Below are 16,648 nucleotides of genomic sequence, written 5' to 3' on the forward strand. Positions count from 1 at the left end.
TTGCGTCCTCGCTCGCCCCGTCGCCTACCAGTTGGTATGTCTCGGGGTCTCGCTGCGGGGCGCCTCGTTGCAGCGGCCTCACTGACGCCTCCCGAGCGGACGTGTTTTTCGTCGTTGGGGCTGTGAGGTGTTAGCGATATAAAGCTGAATCGGTAGGGTGGGCATTGCCCACCTTATTTTTATTATTTAATGGGGCATCTTATGACTCATAAACCACAAGTTAAAATCCCGGCGACTTACATGCGTGGCGGTACGTCTAAGGGTGTTTTCTTCAGTCTGACGGATCTGCCAGAAGCGGCTCAGGTGCCGGGTGAGGCGCGCGATAAGATTCTGCTGCGTACCATCGGCAGTCCTGATCCTTATGGACAGCAGATCGATGGTATGGGTGGTGCGACCTCCAGCACCTCTAAGACCGTGATTCTGGCGAAAAGTGAACAGTCTGATCACGATGTTGATTATCTGTTCGGTCAGGTGTCGATCAACAAGCCTTTCGTTGACTGGTCTGGCAACTGCGGCAACCTCACGGCGGCGGTTGGTGCGTTTGCCATTGCTAAAGGTTTGGTGAGTGCTGATCGTATTCCTGAAAACGGTATTTGTACGGTTCGCATCTGGCAGAAAAACATCAGCAAAACCATTATCGCTCATGTGCCGATCACCAACGGTGAAGTGCAGGAAACGGGCGATTTTGAGCTGGATGGCGTGACCTTCCCGGCCGCTGAAGTTGTGATTGAATTCATGGATCCGGCCGATGGCGAAGGTTCTATGTTCCCAACCGGCAACCTGGTGGATGATCTTGAAGTTCCGGGTATCGGTACGTTTAAGGCGACCATGATCAATGCTGGCATTCCAACCATCTTCGTGAACGCTGCAGATATTGGCTACAAAGGTACTGAGCTGCAGAAAGATCTGAACTCAGATGCAGACGCGCTGGCTCGCTTTGAAACCATGCGTGCCTATGGCGCGGTAAAAATGGGCCTGATCAAAGACGTTGCCGAAGCGGCTGATCGCCAGCACACGCCGAAAATTGCATTCGTTGCACCAGCAACAGCGTATGAATCATCAAGTGGCAAGCAGATTTCAGAAGGTGATGTCGACCTCTGTGTTCGTGCGCTGTCGATGGGCAAGTTGCATCACGCCATGATGGGTACCGCCTCCGTTGCAATCGCGACTGCTGCAGCGATTCCAGGCACTCTGGTGAATGAAGCGGCCGGTGGTGGTGATCGTGATGCTGTCACCTTTGGTCATCCGTCCGGTACGTTGCGTGTTGGTGCGGCGGCTGAAGAAGTGAACGGTGAATGGACAGCTAAAAAAGCCGTAATGAGCCGCAGTGCGCGTATTATTATGGAAGGTAATGTCCATATTCCGGGTGGAACGTTCTGATCAGCGATTTCTGATCGGATCGTAGAAACGTCCGGACATAAAAAAGCCCGCAATCGCGGGCTTTTTTATGTCTGCTTGCCGGTAAGGACCGGCAAGCAGGGGCAGGGCGATCAATTATTGATCGCCCTGGTTCTCTTCTGCTACAGCTTCCTGTTTCTCAGGCTGGTCGCCTTGGGCTGCGTTGTCTCCGCTGTTACGCGGGTCATTTGGAGCCCGACCGGTGCTGTTGGTGCGACGGCGACGACGCGGACGGGAAGCGCCCTTGTCATCGGATGCATCCGGCGTGGTCTCAGGCGCAGCCTCTGGAGCAACTGGGGCCTTCTGGGCCTCTGCAGTCTCAGGAGTAGCCTTGGCTTCGGTTGGGGCTGTTTCAGTCTTCTCTTCGACTTTCTCGGTCGCAGGTTTTACTTCAGCTTCCGGAGCGGGGCTATCTTCTGTCTTTGGCTCAGGCTTCACAGCTCTACGTGCAGCAGGCTTTGTTTTGGTTTCTGCTTTTTCTTCAGAAACGTCCGCTTTTACCTGAGCAGCAGGCTTTTCTTCCTTTGCCGTATCCGCGGCAGCATCTGCAGAAACTACTTCAGTTTCAGTCGCTGCAGTTTCAGTTGCTGCTTCTGTCGCTGTTGCTTTTTCTGACTTTTCGTTGCTGTCAACTTTTACTGGAGCTTCCGGCGCAGTTTCAGAAGCACCAGCTTCGGTCGAAGCCGTTTCTGGCGTCTGATTGCTGTCACTTGCTCCGCGTTCACTGCGGTTGTTACGGTTGCGACGACGACTACGGCGACGTCCGTTACCGCTTGATGCAGTCTCACTGTTTGCTTCCGTGTTCTGCTCCGCTGAAACCTCTGGCTTCGTCACTTCCGTGGCGGTTACAGATTCAGCTGCAACCGCTGTGCTGGTCGCTTCTTTTTCTGCTTCGCTACCCGCGCTGTCGTTACGCTTAGCAGTTCGCTCGGTGTTGTTGCGACGAGTCCTGTCACGGCGTGGTGCGCGCTTGGCATTCGGGTTTTCAGAAGTTGAATCGCTATTGCTATCAGATTTCTGATTGCCATCAACCAGACCAGCAGATTCGCTGCCCTTCTGGTCGTTACGGCGACGGTTGTTGCGTCCCTTGTTGTTGCGGTTGCCCGACTCGTTGCGTGAGTCAGGACCCTGCGCGTTCTCAGTGCCGTCTTTTTCAGTCTTGCGGTCGCGAGTATTGCGCGTGTCTTTGCGCTCGTTGCGATCCTGATCCTGACGTTTATCCTTACGATTAGAACGACGATTGTCTCTGTCACCATCGGACTTACGGTTTTCTGTACCGCCCTTGCGGGTGTTGCGTTCTTTCCGTGCAGGCTTCGTGTCTTTTTCAATCCGGACTTCACGCTTAACGGCGGGAGTCTCGTCTGCTTTGTCACTGTCCAGCAGGGCGGAGATTGCCTGACTGATGCGTCCCCAAAGGCCGACAGGTGCAGCCGGCGCTGACTCCTGAGGTGCAGCTGCGACAGGGCGTGAAACGGTGCTGACGGCTGCTTTCTGGACGCGGACAGGTTCAGCTGTCATGGTGGCTGACAGGTGCTCCTGTTCTTCCTCGTCAAAGCGCTGCTCGTAAGACACTTCGTCGACTACGCTGTCGTCCGGGCGAATGCGCTGGACTTCGTAGTGAGGTGTTTCCATGTGCGGATTCGGAAGCACCATAACGCGACAGCCGTGACGCTGTTCGATGTTTGCGATCAGCGTGCGCTTTTCGTTAAGCAGGAAAGACGCCACGACGACAGGGACGATTGCGCGGACCTGAGCGGTGTTGTCTTTTGCAGCTTCTTCTTCGATAAGGCGAAGAATAGACAGTCCGGCTGATTGCGTGTCACGAACGACGCCCGTGCCATTACAGCGAGGGCAGACGTGCGCTGATGTCTCATCAAGCGACGGACGCAGACGCTGGCGGGACATCTCCATCAGGCCAAAACGCGAAATGCGGCCTACCTGAACCCGTGCGCGATCGATTTCGAGCGCCTTTTTAAGGCGAGTCTCTACTTCACGCTGGTTCTTGTTTGCCATCATATCGATGAAGTCGATCACGACCAGGCCGCCCATATCGCGCAGACGTAATTGACGTGCGATTTCGTCTGCGGCTTCAAGGTTGGTATTCAGTGCGGTTTCTTCAATGTCTGCACCCTTTGTTGCGCGGGCGGAGTTGATATCAATAGAAACCAGTGCTTCGGTAGGGTCGATAACGATTGATCCGCCAGAAGGCAGTTTGACTTCACGCTGGAAAGCGCTCTCAATCTGGCTTTCTATCTGATACCGGTTGAACAGTGGCACCGGATCTTCGTAGCGCTTGAACTTGTTCTGGTACTGCGGCATTACCTGCTGAACAAACGCCAGAGCCTGCTCATGCGCTTCGTCGGTGTCGATAAGAACTTCGCCAACATCCTGGCGCAGGTAATCGCGGATCGCACGAATGATAACGTTGCTTTCCTGCAGCAGCAGAACAGGAGCTTTGCGCTCTTCAGAGGCACGGGTAATGGCTTCCCACAGCTGGACCAGGTAGTCGAGGTCGGCCTGAAGCTCTTCGCTGGAGCGTCCGATACCTGCTGTGCGTACAATTACGCCCATTTTGTCAGGAACGGTGACGCCTTTCATGGCTTCGCGAAGCTCTGAGCGCTCATCACCTTCAATGCGACGGGAAATGCCGCCAGCGCGAGGGTTGTTTGGCATCAGGACGAGGTAGCGGCCGGCCAAGCTGACCTGAGTCGTCAGAGCGGCGCCTTTATTACCACGCTCTTCTTTATCCACCTGAACGATAACGTCCTGACCTTCCTTGAGCACATCTTTGATATTGATGCGGCCAGGTCCTGGGTCTTTGCAGAAGTATTCGCGGGAAATTTCTTTAAGGGGCAGGAAGCCATGACGCTCAGCGCCGAAGTCTACAAATGCAGCCTCGAGACTTGGCTCGATGCGGGTGATTTTACCCTTATAGACGTTTGATTTTTTCTGTTCGCGGGCACCGGATTCGATGTCCAGGTCATACAGTTTCTGACCGTCAACGAGCGCAACACGCAGCTCTTCTGGCTGGGTCGCGTTAATCAGCATTCTTTTCATGCTTGTACGTATACTCACAGGGGCAACGTACCTGACTGGCAACGCAGGCCTGTCTGCTGTGTCTGTACAGCAGCGAAGGAACAGGCCCGCAGCAAGCGGCTTGCGGGCCCAGCAGTCATGGAGTAACCATGTCTGTCAGAAAATCTGTGTCACTTTCGCAGTGTTCATCACGGCCAACAGGGCCGGTTATTACCAAAATGTTTATGGGTGCTCTGCACCTGGGTCGCGTCTTACGTGTTGCGCCGACCGGCTGCATGGGTGCCTGTTAGTTACCTGGCACCGACACTGTCCATAATTTGATAATGCGAGATTGCCAGCGGTAGCTGCGCAGTTTATCTCACCGGGCGGAGTCATTCCGCCGAATCAATTCTCAGGAAGAGTTTTTACCGTTCACTTCTTCCTTTATACTTGCGGCCATCTTTCGGCCAGTCCGGGGAGGCGCTGAAGGCTGGGCCGACGCGCTCTCTGAAACATGTCTCAACCCGGACTCCGGCGAATATAGCAACAATGTAGTGGTGCAGCAAACACCCGCGCTGAAAAACTTCATCTTCAATACTGGTTTATACATGTCCCGAGAGCAGTTTGATCCCGCCAAAGTCTCCCTTATTACAGTCGGAGAGGAAAATGACGGACAAAGGATCGACAATTTCCTGCTCACTCTGCTGAAGGGGGCGCCCAAAACTCTGGTGTATCGCATTATCCGCAAAGGCGAAGTTCGCCTGAATAAGGGAAGAGTTAAAGCAGACTCCCGAATTGCCTCGGGCGACATTGTCCGGGTCCCTCCTGTGCGGCTGCCTGAGCAGAATGAAGTCCCTGATGTCTCACCAAAACTGCAGCAGATACTTGAGGCCAGCATTGTGTACGAAGATGCCGGGCTGATTGCAGTGAATAAACCTCACGGCCTGGCGGTTCATGGTGGAAGCGGGGTGTCTCTCGGGCTGATCGAGGCCTTGCGCAAACTCCGTCCGGATCATTCGTTTCTTGAGCTCGTTCATCGTCTTGATCGCGACACGTCGGGCTTGATTCTTGTTGCCAAAAAACGATCCGTGCTTACGGCCCTGCAGCAGATGCTGGTTAACAAAAAAGGCATCCGCAAGCAGTACCTCGCACTTGTTCATGGCCAATGGGATGCAGGCGTTCGTGATGTGAAGCATCCACTGCTACGTACGGAGCGGCAGTCGGGTGAACGCATAGTGGTGGTCAGTCAGGAAGGCAAAAGCTGCCATACGCGTACAAGGCTGCTCAGTTCCGGGCGTCGATATTCTTTGATTGAGGCGGAGCCTGTTACCGGCCGGACCCACCAGATCAGAGTCCATTCCCTTGCAGAGGGGCATGTGATCGCGGGCGATGAGAAATACAGCGACAAAACAGAAAAAGAACTGGACAGGGATCATGGCGTGCGTCGGTTGTGCCTGCATGCGTGGCGCCTGAGCTTCCGCAATCCACTGGATGGTGAGCAGCTATCACTTCAGGCGCTGCCCGATCAGGAAATGCTGGCGGCATTCCGTCAGGTTGGGTGTGAGTTCGGAGGGGATGTATGAAGTACGAGCTACTTATTTTTGACTGGGATGGGACTCTTTGCGATTCAACCGGGCGCATCGTCGACAGCATGCGCTCGGCCGCGCACGAGACGGGGCTCAGGGTTGTCCATGATAGTGAGATTCAGAATATTATTGGTCTTGGGTTGCCAGAAGCCATTCGCACGGTATGGCCCGAGATTCTGGAAGACCAGCTACCTCCGATGAAAGCGGCGTACGCGCGCCACTTTGTCAGTGACAGCCCAGTGATGATGTCGCTCTTCGATGGTGCGGCCGAGTTGCTTGATCGTTATGCCGGCACGCGCCGTCTGGCGGTGGCCACAGGCAAAAGCCGCAAAGGACTTGACCGCATACTGACGGACCTGTCGATGCATTCTGTTTTCGACATCACCCGTTGCGCAGATGAGACCCGGTCGAAGCCAGACCCATGCATGCTTTTTGAAATACTCAGTGAGTTGAATGTCTCTCCTGGGCGCGCGCTTATGGTCGGAGACACTACTTTTGATCTTGAAATGGCATCTGCCGCCGGAATGCACTCGGTGGGCATGAGTCATGGTGCTCATGATGAAGCGCGCCTCCTTGCTTGTGAACCGCGTGTGATTTGTCATAGCATTCAGGAACTTACCAACTGGATTGAAACCAATGGATAACAACGGACAGCAGCGCCCGGCCGATAACAGTAAAGAGTGGAAGCTGATTGAAAAGGCGCTTTTATCCGCCCAGACAGAGCAGCGGACTGCACGACGCTGGGGGATCTTCTTTAAGCTTCTTACTTTTACCTACCTGATTGTGGTGCTTGCTTTGTTGCGGGTGCCTGGTGGGGCTGACCGTCATGCGAGCGTGTCTGGCGAGCATGCGGCCATTATTGAGGTGAATGGTCCGATTGCTGCAGATCAGGAAGCCAGTGCGGATGCGATTGTGGGGGCTCTCAGGGAAGCATTTGACAACCCTGATATCCTGGGAGTGATTCTGCGGATCAACAGCCCGGGAGGCAGCCCTGTTCAGTCTGGCTATGTTTACGACGAAATTAAGCGTCTTAAGGCTGAGCGTCCGGACGTCCCTGTGTATGCAGTGATTGTCGATCTTGGAGCATCCGGTGCTTACTATATTGCTGCTGCAGCAGACGAAATCTATGCCGACAAGGCGAGTCTGGTCGGCTCCATTGGCGTCATTGGGTCGGGCTTTGGCTTCACCGGTGCGATGGAGAAATTTGGGGTTGAGCGTCGCCTGTACACCTCGGGCGAGCACAAAGCGTTCCTCGATCCGTTCTCCCCTCAGAAAGAAGACGAGAAAGCATTCTGGGAAAGCGTACTTAAGGTTACTCACAACCAGTTTATCGATCAGGTGAAAGCGGGGCGGGGTGATCGTCTGGCTGATGATCCAGAACTGTTCAGCGGGTTGGTCTGGACAGGTGAGCAGGCGCTGGAATACGGGCTGATTGACGGTCTTGGATCGTCCAGTTACGTCGCTCGCGAACTGCTGGGTACGGAAGAACTTGAAAACTATACTTTTCAGCCTGATCCATTCCAGCGCCTGATTGAGCGATTCGGTGCAAGCTTTGGTCAGGGGGTTGCAAGCTTCTTCAGTCAGCAGACTGTGATGCTGCGCTAAATATTTTTGACATGAGAGGGCGACATACCTATGATGTCGCGCACTATGACAGAGGCTCAGATTCCAAAGCGTGTCGACGGTGGTAAGTTAGTTGATGTTAATCAACAACTTACAGGTCAAATTGACGCTTCAAAGTTAACCCGTCTGAGTGCCGCAACGTTACGGAGCGACACTCCAGTGAGTTGCAATCTCGAATTTGATCGGGATATTGAGCGCCACAGGGTTCTGAAGGGCGATTGTTCGACCAGTGTCGTCATGACCTGCCAGAGATGTCTTGGTGAGGTCACATTGGCAATCAGTAGCAACTTTGAGTTGGGGCTGGTATTCAATGATGAACAGGCCAAGCAGCTGCCCAAGCGCCTGGAGCCTGCGGAACTGACAGAAGACGGTCTATTAGACCTGTGGGAAATCATTGAAGACGAAGTTTTGCTGAGTCTGCCTGATTTTCCAATGCATCCGGCCGATGAGTGCAGTGCCGATCTGCCGGAGCAAGAAGAAACGAATGCAGACGTTAAGCGCCCGAACCCGTTCGAAGTGCTTGCGCAGCTTAAACAGAAATAGCGATAAATCAGGAGCCAAACAATGGCGGTTCAACAAAATAAAGTTACTCGTTCCAAGCGTGGTATGCGTCGTTCTCACGATGCTCTGGACACTAATAGCATCGCTCTGTCCACCGACGCTACTTCTGGTGAAACCCACCGTCGTCACCACGTGACTGCCGATGGTTTCTACCGTGGTAAGAAAGTCGTGGAGACTGGCAGCAACTAATCTATGTTGACCATAGCGGTTGATGCCATGGGCGGGGACTTAGGTCCCCGCGTTGCTTTCCGGGCCTGCAAAGCCCTGCTGCGTTCTCAACCGGACGTGCGCATTCTTCTCCCTCTTGAGCCAGACCAGCAGGCATTGGCGAAAAAGATTCTCGCAAAATTTTCAGATCGCATCGAAATTATTGGCTGCTCGGGCCATATACGCATGTCCGACTCGCCTAAGTCCGCGCTCAAACAGGCAGGAACTTCGACAATGGGTGTTGCTCTCTCTCTACACGCTGATGGCCGGGCAGACGGTGTCCTGTCGATTGGAAATACCGGTGCGCTCCTGATGCTGGCTATGAAGTATATCGGTACGTTTTCGGGTATCGACCGCCCTGCGCTGGCGACTCAGCTCCCCACGAGAAACAAACCCGTTCTCATGATGGATCTGGGAGCCAATATAGGCATGAGCCCCGAGGACCTGCTCCAGCTGGGTCGCCTTGCCTCGGCCTGGTGCATGATTGGAGGGGAGCCTCATCCGACCATCGGATTGCTTAATATAGGCACCGAGCCAGGAAAAGGCCCGGAAGTAGTCCGCAGGGCCGGAGAGCTGTTTTCTACAGAGCTCGCGTCTGGTTACCGTGGATTTATCGAGGGGGATCATCTGTTTGATGGTCGCCTGGATGCGGTGGTCTGTGATGGTTACTCCGGGAATATTGCGCTGAAGACTACCGAGGGCCTGATCGAGTGGTTGCTGAGCATGATGGGTAATGAACTACGCCAGTCACTCGCGTTACGGTGGTTTATCCCTATGTGGAAGGCAACCATGCGCAGGATTGACCGTCAGGTGTCACCTGCCAGACATGGTGGTGCTATGCTTCTTGGTATTGCCGGGCATGTCGCTAAGACGCACGGTAAATCTGATGAGCGGACATTCCGCTACGCGCTGGAGTACCTCGTCCGCCAGATCCGCACCCGCGATTTCCGTTCACTGGAGAGCGCTTTCAGTGAGTACAACACGCCAGTCTCGTGAATATCAGGCATTAATCCTGTGCATTAGATGGGATTTATTGTCAGAATATGGGCCTCTATCATCTGCACCTGCATATTGTTCAGCAGGTGCTGGTCAAACAATAATGATAAGGCAGCAGAATGACTGATGTAATTGCATTCTTTCCGGGGCAGGGCGCGCAGCAGGTTGGCATGCTGGCAGACATCGCATCTGATTTCCCGCAGGTTGCAGAAACCTTTTCCGAGGCGTCCGACGCGCTCGGTTTTGACCTCTGGGCTCTCACTCAGAATGGTCCTGATTCACAACTCAACCAGACATTTAATACTCAGCCAGCGCTGCTGGCTGCCAGTACTGCACTCTGGCGGATTGTTGCCGCTGAGTGCCCGGCACTTCACGTAACCGCTGCCGCAGGGCACTCGCTGGGAGAGTATTCGGCACTGGTCGCTGCGGATGCAATCGACTTCTCTGACGCAATCAGACTGGTACGTCGCCGTGGCGAGCTGATGGAAGAAGCGGTACCAGCCGGTCAGGGTGGTATGGCAGCAGTTCTCGGACTCGACGATGAAGCAATTCAGCAGGTATGTGCCGATGCGGCAGCGGCAGGCGTGGTTGAGCCAGCAAACTTCAATGCGCCGGGCCAGATTGTCATTGCAGGCGAAGTTTCAGGCATAGAGAAAGCCGTTGTGCTTGCTAAAGAAGCTGGCGCAAAGCGTGCTCTGCCACTTGCCGTAAGCGGGCCATTCCACTCAAGTCTGATGAAGGCTGCTGCCGAGTCGTTCCGCGAAGATCTTGCCGCCATCAACTGGCGCGCTCCAGCATTTCCCGTGTTTCATAATGTCAGCAATGCCCCGGCGACGCTCCAGGAGATCCCAGAGCGGCTTCTGGCTCAGCTGTATAGCCCGGTCAACTGGACCGGGGCGGTTCCGGCCATCAGATCTCACGCGGAGCTTGCCGTCGAATTCGGCCCGGGCAAAGTGATCGCAGGACTGAACAAACGCATTGATAAATCACTGGCGATTGCCAACACAGGCGACGCGTCGTCATTGCGGAACACCATAGATCTGATTCAGGGAGTGAACTGATGTCTGAAAAGAAGCTGGCGCTGGTTACCGGGGCGTCGAGAGGAATTGGTTTTGCGATTGCGCAGCGCCTTGTAAGCGATGGTTTCCGGGTGGTGGGCACGGCAACTTCAGAGGCTGGAGCAGCTAAACTTCGTGAGGCACTGCAGGAAAGCGGTGCAGAGCACGACGCTCTGGTGTTGAATATCGGCGATAGCGCGCAGACAGATGAGGCGCTGGCGGGGCTTCAGGCTCAGTTCGGCACACCAGACGTTGTCGTGAATAACGCTGGCATTACTCGTGATAACCTATTCCTCCGTCTGAATGAAGATGACTGGTCAGCAGTGTTGAACACGAACCTGACCGGCGTGTTCCGGGTATGCAAAGCGCTGTCAAAAGCCATGCTGAAGCAGAAGGCTGGGAGTATCATCAATATCAGCTCGATTATTGGTACGACGGGCAATGCAGGCCAGTCTAATTACGCCGCTGCTAAAGCCGGTCTTGAGGGATTTACCCGCTCTCTTGCTCAGGAAATAGCCAGTCGTAACATCACAGTAAACTGCGTTGCACCCGGTTTTATTCAAACAGATATGACGGATGTCTTGCCTGAAGCGCAAAAAGAGGCCATCCTAGCGTCCATTCCGGGTAAGCGCTTCGGACAGGTGGGGGATATTGCTGGTGCGGTCTCCTTCCTGGCCAGTGATGACGCCAGATATATTACCGGCCAGACCATTCATGTGAATGGCGGCATGAATATGGGCTGAGGTCACAGCGCTGACCTCCAGGAAACTACAACAAGTCAGGAAATAAACATGAGCAACATTGAAGAACGCGTAAAGAAAATCGTTTGTGAACAGCTGGGTGTTAAAGAAGAAGACGTTAAATCTTCATCTTCATTCGTAGAAGACCTGGGTGCAGACTCTCTGGACACTGTTGAGCTGGTTATGGCTCTGGAAGAAGAGTTTGAGACCGAGATTCCGGATGAGCAGGCCGAGAAGCTGACTACCGTTCAGGAAGCTATCGACTACATCGTAGCCAACCTCTGAGGTCTGGCCGCATAGAGAGCCGCGCCATGTGTCGCGGCTTTTTTATTTCTGAAAGACCCTGATTGCATGTGACACGGAACGCTATGAAGACGAAACGGGTGGTAATTACAGGTCTCGGGACCGTAAATCCTCTTGGGCTTAATGTCGGTGATACCTGGGCCTCTCTTATGGCTGGGCGCAGTGGCATTTCACTCATTGAGCACTTTGATGCCAGTGTTCTTGCTGTGCGCTTTGCCGGCACAGTGCAGGGCTTTTCTCCTGAGCCGGTGTTGTCTGAGAAAGAAGCACGCAAAATGGACCTGTTTATTCAGTACGCAATCGTCGCAGCAGAGCAGGCCATTGCGGACAGCGGGATCTCTGGGCAGTGCGCCAGCGACCGTGTTGGCGTGGCCATTGGCTCGGGCGTCGGTGGCCTGGCAACCATCGAGGCGAACGCACTCACTCTCAGCAAATCCGGCCCCCGTCGCGTATCACCATTTCTCGTGCCCGGTTCGGTCGTCAATATGGCCTCAGGCAATGTTGCTATACGACATGGCTTTCGTGGGCCCAACTTCTCAATTGCCACGGCGTGCACGACCGGGACACATAACCTTGGCTACGCCGCGCGGACAATCGCTTACGGAGACGCCGACATTATGATCGCTGGCGGCTCTGAAATGGCATGCTGCCCTGTGGGCATGGCTGGCTTTGCTTCGGCTCGCGCTCTGAGTACGCGCAATGACGCCCCGGAGCAGGCGAGTCGCCCCTGGGACAAAGATCGTGACGGCTTTGTGCTCGGAAGCGGGGCGGCTGTGCTCGTGCTCGAATCTTACGATCACGCGATGGCCAGAGGGGCTGATATCTACGCAGAAATCACCGGGTTTGGAATGAGTGACGACGCGCACCACGTCACGACCCCGCCAGAAGACGGGCAAGGCGCTGCCCTGGCGATGAAAAATGCCTTGAACGATGCTGGTCGTGCACCCCGTGAAATCTCATACATTAATGCACATGGCACATCGACGCCTCTGGGTGATATTGCAGAGGTCAATGCCATCAAGCAGGTTTTCGGTGAAGATACTGCCATTCCGGTGTCTTCAACAAAGTCTATGACAGGGCACCTTCTGGGCGCTGCAGGGGCACTTGAGGCACTCATCTGTACACTGGTGCTCCAGCATCAATCGGCGCCGCCAACCATCAATCTCGACAGTCCGGATGACGGGTGCGACCTGGACTTTATCCCCGGTACTGCCCGGCACATAGAAGCCAATCATGTGATGTCGAACAGCTTTGGGTTTGGTGGAACGAACGGAACCCTGATACTCAGCAGGGTTGCAGGTTAATGTCTGAAACCTTCTTCTGGCACTCCTCGGGCTGGCAGCACTCGCCTGCCTGTACCGATCGCGCCGTTCAGTTCGGAGACGGATTGTTTGAGACGATGCGCTGCGCTGCTGATGGCTCCGTCCCCCTGGCGGATTACCATCGTAACCGGCTTGTAGCTGGCCTTAAAAAACTGGGGTTCTCGGTCAATGCCCGGGCGGTTGTTGAAGAAGCATTTGAGTCAGCCTGTCACTCTTCACACTCCGGTGTAATCAAGCTGATTGTCAGTCGCGGCGAAACAGAGCGCGGCTACTATGCGCCCGCTGACCTTACACCAACTGTCCGGCTTCAGCATTTTCCGGCCAGTGATTTCAGCGATAAACCGCTGTCAGTCTGCCTGAGTGATGTGCGCCTTAGCCAGCAACCGGCGCTTGCAGGGCTGAAACATCTGAACCGACTTGAGCAGGTTCTGGCAAGAAATGCGTTACCAGATGGCGTTGATGAAGCTTTGATGCTGGATACTCAGGGCAATATCATCGAAGGCATTATGAGTAATGTGCTAATCAGTATTGACGGACAGTGGCACACCCCTCGCCTTGAGCTGTCTGGCGTAAACGGTGTGACGCTGGCATGGCTGAAAGAGCGGGCAACAATCCATGAGTCAGTGATCACGTGCGCAGATCTCGAACGAGCCTGTGCACTCGTTTTCTGCAATACGCTGACAGGTTTCAGGTCAGCATCTTCCTGTGGTGACATGGTATATTCAGAACACGCTGAAGTATCCTTGTGGCAGAAGCAGTTCCGGAGTCTTTATTTATGAGTCGCCAACGAAGTTTGCTGGCTTTCATTCTCGCCTTACCCCTTTTCATGCTGTTAACTGGCGCTGCCGCTGGCTGGTTCTGGTTGAATCAGGCAAACAGCAACGAGGCGCCAATTGTTGTTGATATTCCGAAGGGTGCTACCTTGAGTGGCCTTTCGCGCGAATGGGAATCTGCTGGCTGGCTCAACTCAGCTTTTGCCTTGAGGGTGGCCGGCAAAGTATCGGGTCTCAGCCGTGATATTCATCCGGGAGAGTTTATTATCCCGGCACGGATGAATAATTTTGAATTGCTTAGTTTTCTTGCCACGGCCAAGCCCAGAACTTACCGGATCACTCTCATTGAGGGGCGCCCCCTGATTGATGCCCTGACGGTACTCAGCGAAGCGGAGCATGTGCGCCAGGATCTGTCGGATCTGACACCTGCAGGCATTGCTGCGTTTCTTGATCTGTCCGCCGACCCGGAAGCGCAACTGTATCCTGATACCTATGTTTACTACCGTGACGAGCCGGTGTCTGGGCTGATTACGCAGGCCCATGAACGTCTGAATCAGATCCTTATGGAGGAGTGGGAGAACCGGGCACCAGATCTTCCATATAAAACCCCTTACGAAGCACTTATCATGGCCTCGATCGTGGAAAAAGAGACGGGCGTCGCCAGCGAAAGGCCTGTGATCGCCGGAGTGTTTGTGCGTCGTTTACAGCGGGGTATGCGACTGGAAACAGACCCGACAGTTATTTATGGTGCGGGTAACGGCTTTGATGGGAATCTGACCCGTGCACACCTGCGTGACCGGTCAAACAAGTACAACACCTACCGCCACAAAGGCCTCCCGCCGGGGCCTATTGCACTGGCGGGCCGTGCAGCAATTCATGCAGCTCTGCATCCAGCCGATGGCACTGAGCTGTATTTTGTTGCGAAGGGCGATGGCAGTCACTATTTTTCATCCACCCTTGAAGAACACAATGAAGCGGTACGTCGGTACCAGCTGAAGCGCAGATCTGATTATCGTTCGTCGCCCGCACCACAGGAAAACTGATGAAGAAACATTCTTATCCTGGACGCTTTATCACCTTCGAAGGTGGTGAAGGTGTAGGGAAGTCAACCAACATTGCCTTTGTAGCGGACTGGCTTAAAGACCAGGGCATTACTGTTGTTGTGACTCGAGAGCCGGGTGGAACCGAAATTGCCGAGAAGATTCGTAATGATCTGCTTAAGGCGCATCACAACGAAGATATGACAGCGATGACTGAGTTGCTGCTCGTGTTTGCAGCGCGAGCACAACACATTGAGAAAGTGATTGTGCCTGCCCTTCAGCGCGGGGAGTGGGTGATCTGCGATCGTTTCAGTGATTCAACGATGGCCTATCAGGGGTATGGTCGTGAATTACCCAGGGCAGATATCGAGCTTCTGACAGGTCTGGTGCAAAAAGATCTGCAGCCGGACTGTACTCTGCTGTTAGATGCGCCAGTGGAAACCGGCATGGCCAGAGCGTCAAGACGGGCAGAGCAGGGGATTGAACAGACGGACCGGTTTGAACTTGAGAAGCTGAGTTTTTTTGAAAAAGTACGACAGGGTTTTCTCGAACTCGCCGCTCACTCACCTCGTTTCCACAAGCTGGATGCGACGCAGCCTCTGGATAAAGTACAGCGCGACATAGAGTCTGTTCTGAAAGCAATTCTGGCCGGGGATGTAATATGAGTCTGTTGCCGTGGCAGAGTGGTGTATGGGCATCACTCGTCCGTCGTCAGAATGGTAAGGGTCTGCCGCACGCACTTCTCGTCAGTGGAGCTGGAGGCATTGGTAAACATCAATTATGCCTGCACATTGCCAAATGGTTGCTCTGCACACGTAATGGCGACGACGCTTGTGGTCAGTGTCACAGTTGTCAGTTGTGGGACGCAGGCAGTCACCCGGATTTTATAATCTGTCAGCCAGATGAGGGCAGTCGGCAGATACGCATTGATAACGTGCGTCGGGTTAACGAACTGATATTCCAGACGCCTCAGATCAGCAATTGTCAGGTGGTGATCATGCGGCCGGTCGATGTCATGAATACGAACGCCGCCAATGCCTTGTTAAAAACTCTGGAAGAGCCACCGGGAGAAAGTTTTCTTCTGCTGGAGACCGAGCGATTTGGTTCCGTGCTACCGACCATCCGAAGCCGATGCCAGCGCATCAGCCTCACGCCACCAGCGTCCGACGATTCCATTGCATGGCTCGGCCAGCAGGGTGTATCGCGAGACAGAGCGCTCGAAGCCCTGCAGCGTAATTACCAGGCACCGTTGCGTGCGCTTGAATGGCTGAACTCCGGTGTCGCAGACACGCAGCAGACCTGGACTTCCGAGCTTCAGCAGTGGAGTCGGGGAGACCTTCCCCTGAATCGCGTTGCCGAACGTTGGGCTAAGCTTGAATTTGCGGATGTGATTGCCTGGTTCTACGCGCTGAGTAGCGATCTGTTAAAAACCAGCTCGGGCGTATCGCGGGAGTACTGCGTCTTTGCAGACGCGGTCACAGAACTGGGGAGTCAGTTTGGTATCGACCGGATGCGCCTGTTACGATTTCAGGAAAAGCTCCAGCAGATTCTGGGGCAACTGCTCTCCGGAGCATCACATCATAACAAAACCCTCACAATTGAGGTTCTGCTTCTGGAGTGGCGAGAGCTACTTGTTGCTGAACCGCATGGAGTACACGCATGAGTCTGGCTGGCCGCAGTGGCATTCTGTCGTTAACAATCAAAGATAAGTCAGTGTTATACGCTGCCTACATGCCGTTCATTCGTAATGGTGGGCTTTTTATCCCAACCAGTAAGCATTACCAGCTGGGCGACGAAGTGTTTATGCTGCTCAAGTTGATGGAAGAGCCCGAGAAAATCCCGGTCGCTGGAAAAGTGGTGTGGGTTACCCCTAAGGGAGCTCAGGGCAATAAAGTTGCAGGTGTTGGCGTTCAGTTTAATGGTGACGATGATACCGCGCGCAATAAAATCGAAACCTACCTCGCCGGCGCGGTAAAATCCGACCGGATGACCCACACGATGTAACGTGTATTCCTGACCTTTAACT

General features: G+C 54.2%; 17 protein-coding genes. 16 read left to right on the forward strand and 1 reads right to left on the reverse strand.

Annotation, left to right across the window (positions count from 1 at the left end; all coding sequences use genetic code 11):
* Positions 1 to 201 precede the first annotated feature (201 nt).
* On the forward strand, positions 202 to 1,380 hold the full coding sequence (gene prpF, locus Q1L85_RS05405; protein ID WP_300425153.1) for a 2-methylaconitate cis-trans isomerase PrpF: 1,179 nt from the start codon (positions 202 to 204) through the stop codon (positions 1,378 to 1,380).
* A 114-nt stretch (positions 1,381 to 1,494) separates the two neighbouring features.
* On the opposite strand, the gene rne is transcribed toward prpF, so the two are convergent.
* Positions 1,495 to 4,455: a ribonuclease E gene (gene rne / locus Q1L85_RS05410; protein ID WP_373914596.1), complete on the reverse strand. Its 2,961-nt coding sequence runs from the start codon at positions 4,453 to 4,455 to the stop codon at positions 1,495 to 1,497.
* A gap of 566 nt (positions 4,456 to 5,021) precedes the next feature.
* Between rne and Q1L85_RS05415 the strand changes: the two genes are divergently transcribed.
* The 15 genes from Q1L85_RS05415 to Q1L85_RS05485 all read left to right on the forward strand — a co-directional run bounded on the left by Q1L85_RS05415 (position 5,022) and on the right by Q1L85_RS05485 (position 16,626).
* The gene (locus Q1L85_RS05415; RefSeq protein ID WP_300425149.1) at positions 5,022 to 5,996 is read left to right on the forward strand and encodes an RluA family pseudouridine synthase; all 975 of its coding nucleotides are present in this window, start codon (positions 5,022 to 5,024) and stop codon (positions 5,994 to 5,996) included.
* The gene (locus Q1L85_RS05420; RefSeq protein ID WP_300425147.1) at positions 5,993 to 6,643 is read left to right on the forward strand and encodes an HAD-IA family hydrolase; all 651 of its coding nucleotides are present in this window, start codon (positions 5,993 to 5,995) and stop codon (positions 6,641 to 6,643) included. Before Q1L85_RS05415 ends, Q1L85_RS05420 begins: the two co-directional genes overlap by 4 nt.
* Positions 6,636 to 7,604 carry a S49 family peptidase gene (locus tag Q1L85_RS05425; protein ID WP_300425146.1) on the forward strand — a complete coding sequence of 323 codons (969 nt, stop codon included), beginning with the start codon at positions 6,636 to 6,638 and terminating at the stop codon, positions 7,602 to 7,604. The genes Q1L85_RS05420 and Q1L85_RS05425 overlap by 8 nt, the downstream gene beginning before the upstream one ends.
* A 30-nt stretch (positions 7,605 to 7,634) precedes the next feature.
* Entirely contained in the window at positions 7,635 to 8,165 is a 531-nt protein-coding gene (locus Q1L85_RS05430; RefSeq protein WP_300425144.1) for a YceD family protein, read from the forward strand.
* A 21-nt stretch (positions 8,166 to 8,186) separates the two neighbouring features.
* Positions 8,187 to 8,372, forward strand: coding sequence for a 50S ribosomal protein L32 (gene rpmF / locus Q1L85_RS05435; protein WP_300425142.1), 186 nt, complete (start codon positions 8,187 to 8,189; stop codon positions 8,370 to 8,372).
* Positions 8,373 to 8,375: 3 nt separating this feature from the next.
* Entirely contained in the window at positions 8,376 to 9,386 is a 1,011-nt protein-coding gene (locus tag Q1L85_RS05440; RefSeq protein ID WP_300425140.1) for a phosphate acyltransferase, read from the forward strand.
* Between the two features lie 119 nt (positions 9,387 to 9,505).
* Positions 9,506 to 10,447 (forward strand): ACP S-malonyltransferase, encoded by a 942-nt coding sequence (gene fabD, locus Q1L85_RS05445; protein ID WP_300425138.1) that lies wholly within the window; start codon positions 9,506 to 9,508, stop codon positions 10,445 to 10,447.
* Entirely contained in the window at positions 10,447 to 11,187 is a 741-nt protein-coding gene (gene fabG, locus Q1L85_RS05450; RefSeq protein WP_300425136.1) for a 3-oxoacyl-ACP reductase FabG, read from the forward strand. Before fabD ends, fabG begins: the two co-directional genes overlap by 1 nt.
* A 48-nt stretch (positions 11,188 to 11,235) precedes the next feature.
* Positions 11,236 to 11,469 (forward strand): acyl carrier protein, encoded by a 234-nt coding sequence (gene acpP / locus Q1L85_RS05455; RefSeq protein WP_300425135.1) that lies wholly within the window; start codon positions 11,236 to 11,238, stop codon positions 11,467 to 11,469.
* A gap of 83 nt (positions 11,470 to 11,552) precedes the next feature.
* A complete protein-coding gene (gene fabF / locus Q1L85_RS05460) occupies positions 11,553 to 12,791 on the forward strand; it encodes a beta-ketoacyl-ACP synthase II (protein ID WP_300425133.1) in 1,239 nt (412 codons plus the stop codon).
* Positions 12,791 to 13,588, forward strand: coding sequence for an aminodeoxychorismate lyase (pabC, locus tag Q1L85_RS05465; RefSeq protein WP_300425132.1), 798 nt, complete (start codon positions 12,791 to 12,793; stop codon positions 13,586 to 13,588). The genes fabF and pabC overlap by 1 nt, the downstream gene beginning before the upstream one ends.
* Positions 13,585 to 14,625, forward strand: a complete 1,041-nt coding sequence (gene mltG / locus Q1L85_RS05470) for an endolytic transglycosylase MltG (protein ID WP_300425130.1) — start codon at positions 13,585 to 13,587, stop codon at positions 14,623 to 14,625. Before pabC ends, mltG begins: the two co-directional genes overlap by 4 nt.
* Complete coding sequence (gene tmk, locus Q1L85_RS05475; RefSeq protein WP_300425128.1) at positions 14,625 to 15,287, forward strand: dTMP kinase; 663 nt, start codon at positions 14,625 to 14,627, stop codon at positions 15,285 to 15,287. Before mltG ends, tmk begins: the two co-directional genes overlap by 1 nt.
* The gene (gene holB / locus Q1L85_RS05480; protein ID WP_300425126.1) at positions 15,284 to 16,285 is read left to right on the forward strand and encodes a DNA polymerase III subunit delta'; all 1,002 of its coding nucleotides are present in this window, start codon (positions 15,284 to 15,286) and stop codon (positions 16,283 to 16,285) included. The genes tmk and holB overlap by 4 nt, the downstream gene beginning before the upstream one ends.
* Positions 16,282 to 16,626 (forward strand): PilZ domain-containing protein, encoded by a 345-nt coding sequence (locus Q1L85_RS05485; RefSeq protein WP_300425125.1) that lies wholly within the window; start codon positions 16,282 to 16,284, stop codon positions 16,624 to 16,626. The genes holB and Q1L85_RS05485 overlap by 4 nt, the downstream gene beginning before the upstream one ends.
* The last annotated feature ends 22 nt before the right edge of the window (positions 16,627 to 16,648 follow it).

Origin of the sequence: uncultured Thalassolituus sp., from assembly GCF_950066645.1 — a bacterium.
Lineage (GTDB): Bacteria > Pseudomonadota > Gammaproteobacteria > Pseudomonadales > Oceanobacteraceae > Thalassolituus.

Bases quoted from the DNA above. Each gene is read 5' to 3' on its own strand.
- fabF (WP_300425133.1), top strand. From the start codon at position 11,553: ATGAAGACGAAACGGGTGGTAATTACAGGTCTCGGGACCGTAAATCCT.
- Q1L85_RS05440 (WP_300425140.1), top strand. From the start codon at position 8,376: ATGTTGACCATAGCGGTTGATGCCATGGGCGGGGACTTAGGTCCCCGC.
- Q1L85_RS05485 (WP_300425125.1), top strand. From the start codon at position 16,282: ATGAGTCTGGCTGGCCGCAGTGGCATTCTGTCGTTAACAATCAAAGAT.
- holB (WP_300425126.1), top strand. From the start codon at position 15,284: ATGAGTCTGTTGCCGTGGCAGAGTGGTGTATGGGCATCACTCGTCCGT.
- mltG (WP_300425130.1), top strand. From the start codon at position 13,585: ATGAGTCGCCAACGAAGTTTGCTGGCTTTCATTCTCGCCTTACCCCTT.
- fabG (WP_300425136.1), top strand. From the start codon at position 10,447: ATGTCTGAAAAGAAGCTGGCGCTGGTTACCGGGGCGTCGAGAGGAATT.
- Q1L85_RS05430 (WP_300425144.1), top strand. From the start codon at position 7,635: ATGATGTCGCGCACTATGACAGAGGCTCAGATTCCAAAGCGTGTCGAC.
- Q1L85_RS05415 (WP_300425149.1), top strand. From the start codon at position 5,022: ATGTCCCGAGAGCAGTTTGATCCCGCCAAAGTCTCCCTTATTACAGTC.
- rne (WP_373914596.1), bottom strand. From the start codon at position 4,455: ATGAAAAGAATGCTGATTAACGCGACCCAGCCAGAAGAGCTGCGTGTT.
- rpmF (WP_300425142.1), top strand. From the start codon at position 8,187: ATGGCGGTTCAACAAAATAAAGTTACTCGTTCCAAGCGTGGTATGCGT.
- tmk (WP_300425128.1), top strand. From the start codon at position 14,625: ATGAAGAAACATTCTTATCCTGGACGCTTTATCACCTTCGAAGGTGGT.
- Q1L85_RS05425 (WP_300425146.1), top strand. From the start codon at position 6,636: ATGGATAACAACGGACAGCAGCGCCCGGCCGATAACAGTAAAGAGTGG.
- prpF (WP_300425153.1), top strand. From the start codon at position 202: ATGACTCATAAACCACAAGTTAAAATCCCGGCGACTTACATGCGTGGC.
- acpP (WP_300425135.1), top strand. From the start codon at position 11,236: ATGAGCAACATTGAAGAACGCGTAAAGAAAATCGTTTGTGAACAGCTG.
- Q1L85_RS05420 (WP_300425147.1), top strand. From the start codon at position 5,993: ATGAAGTACGAGCTACTTATTTTTGACTGGGATGGGACTCTTTGCGAT.
- pabC (WP_300425132.1), top strand. From the start codon at position 12,791: ATGTCTGAAACCTTCTTCTGGCACTCCTCGGGCTGGCAGCACTCGCCT.
- fabD (WP_300425138.1), top strand. From the start codon at position 9,506: ATGACTGATGTAATTGCATTCTTTCCGGGGCAGGGCGCGCAGCAGGTT.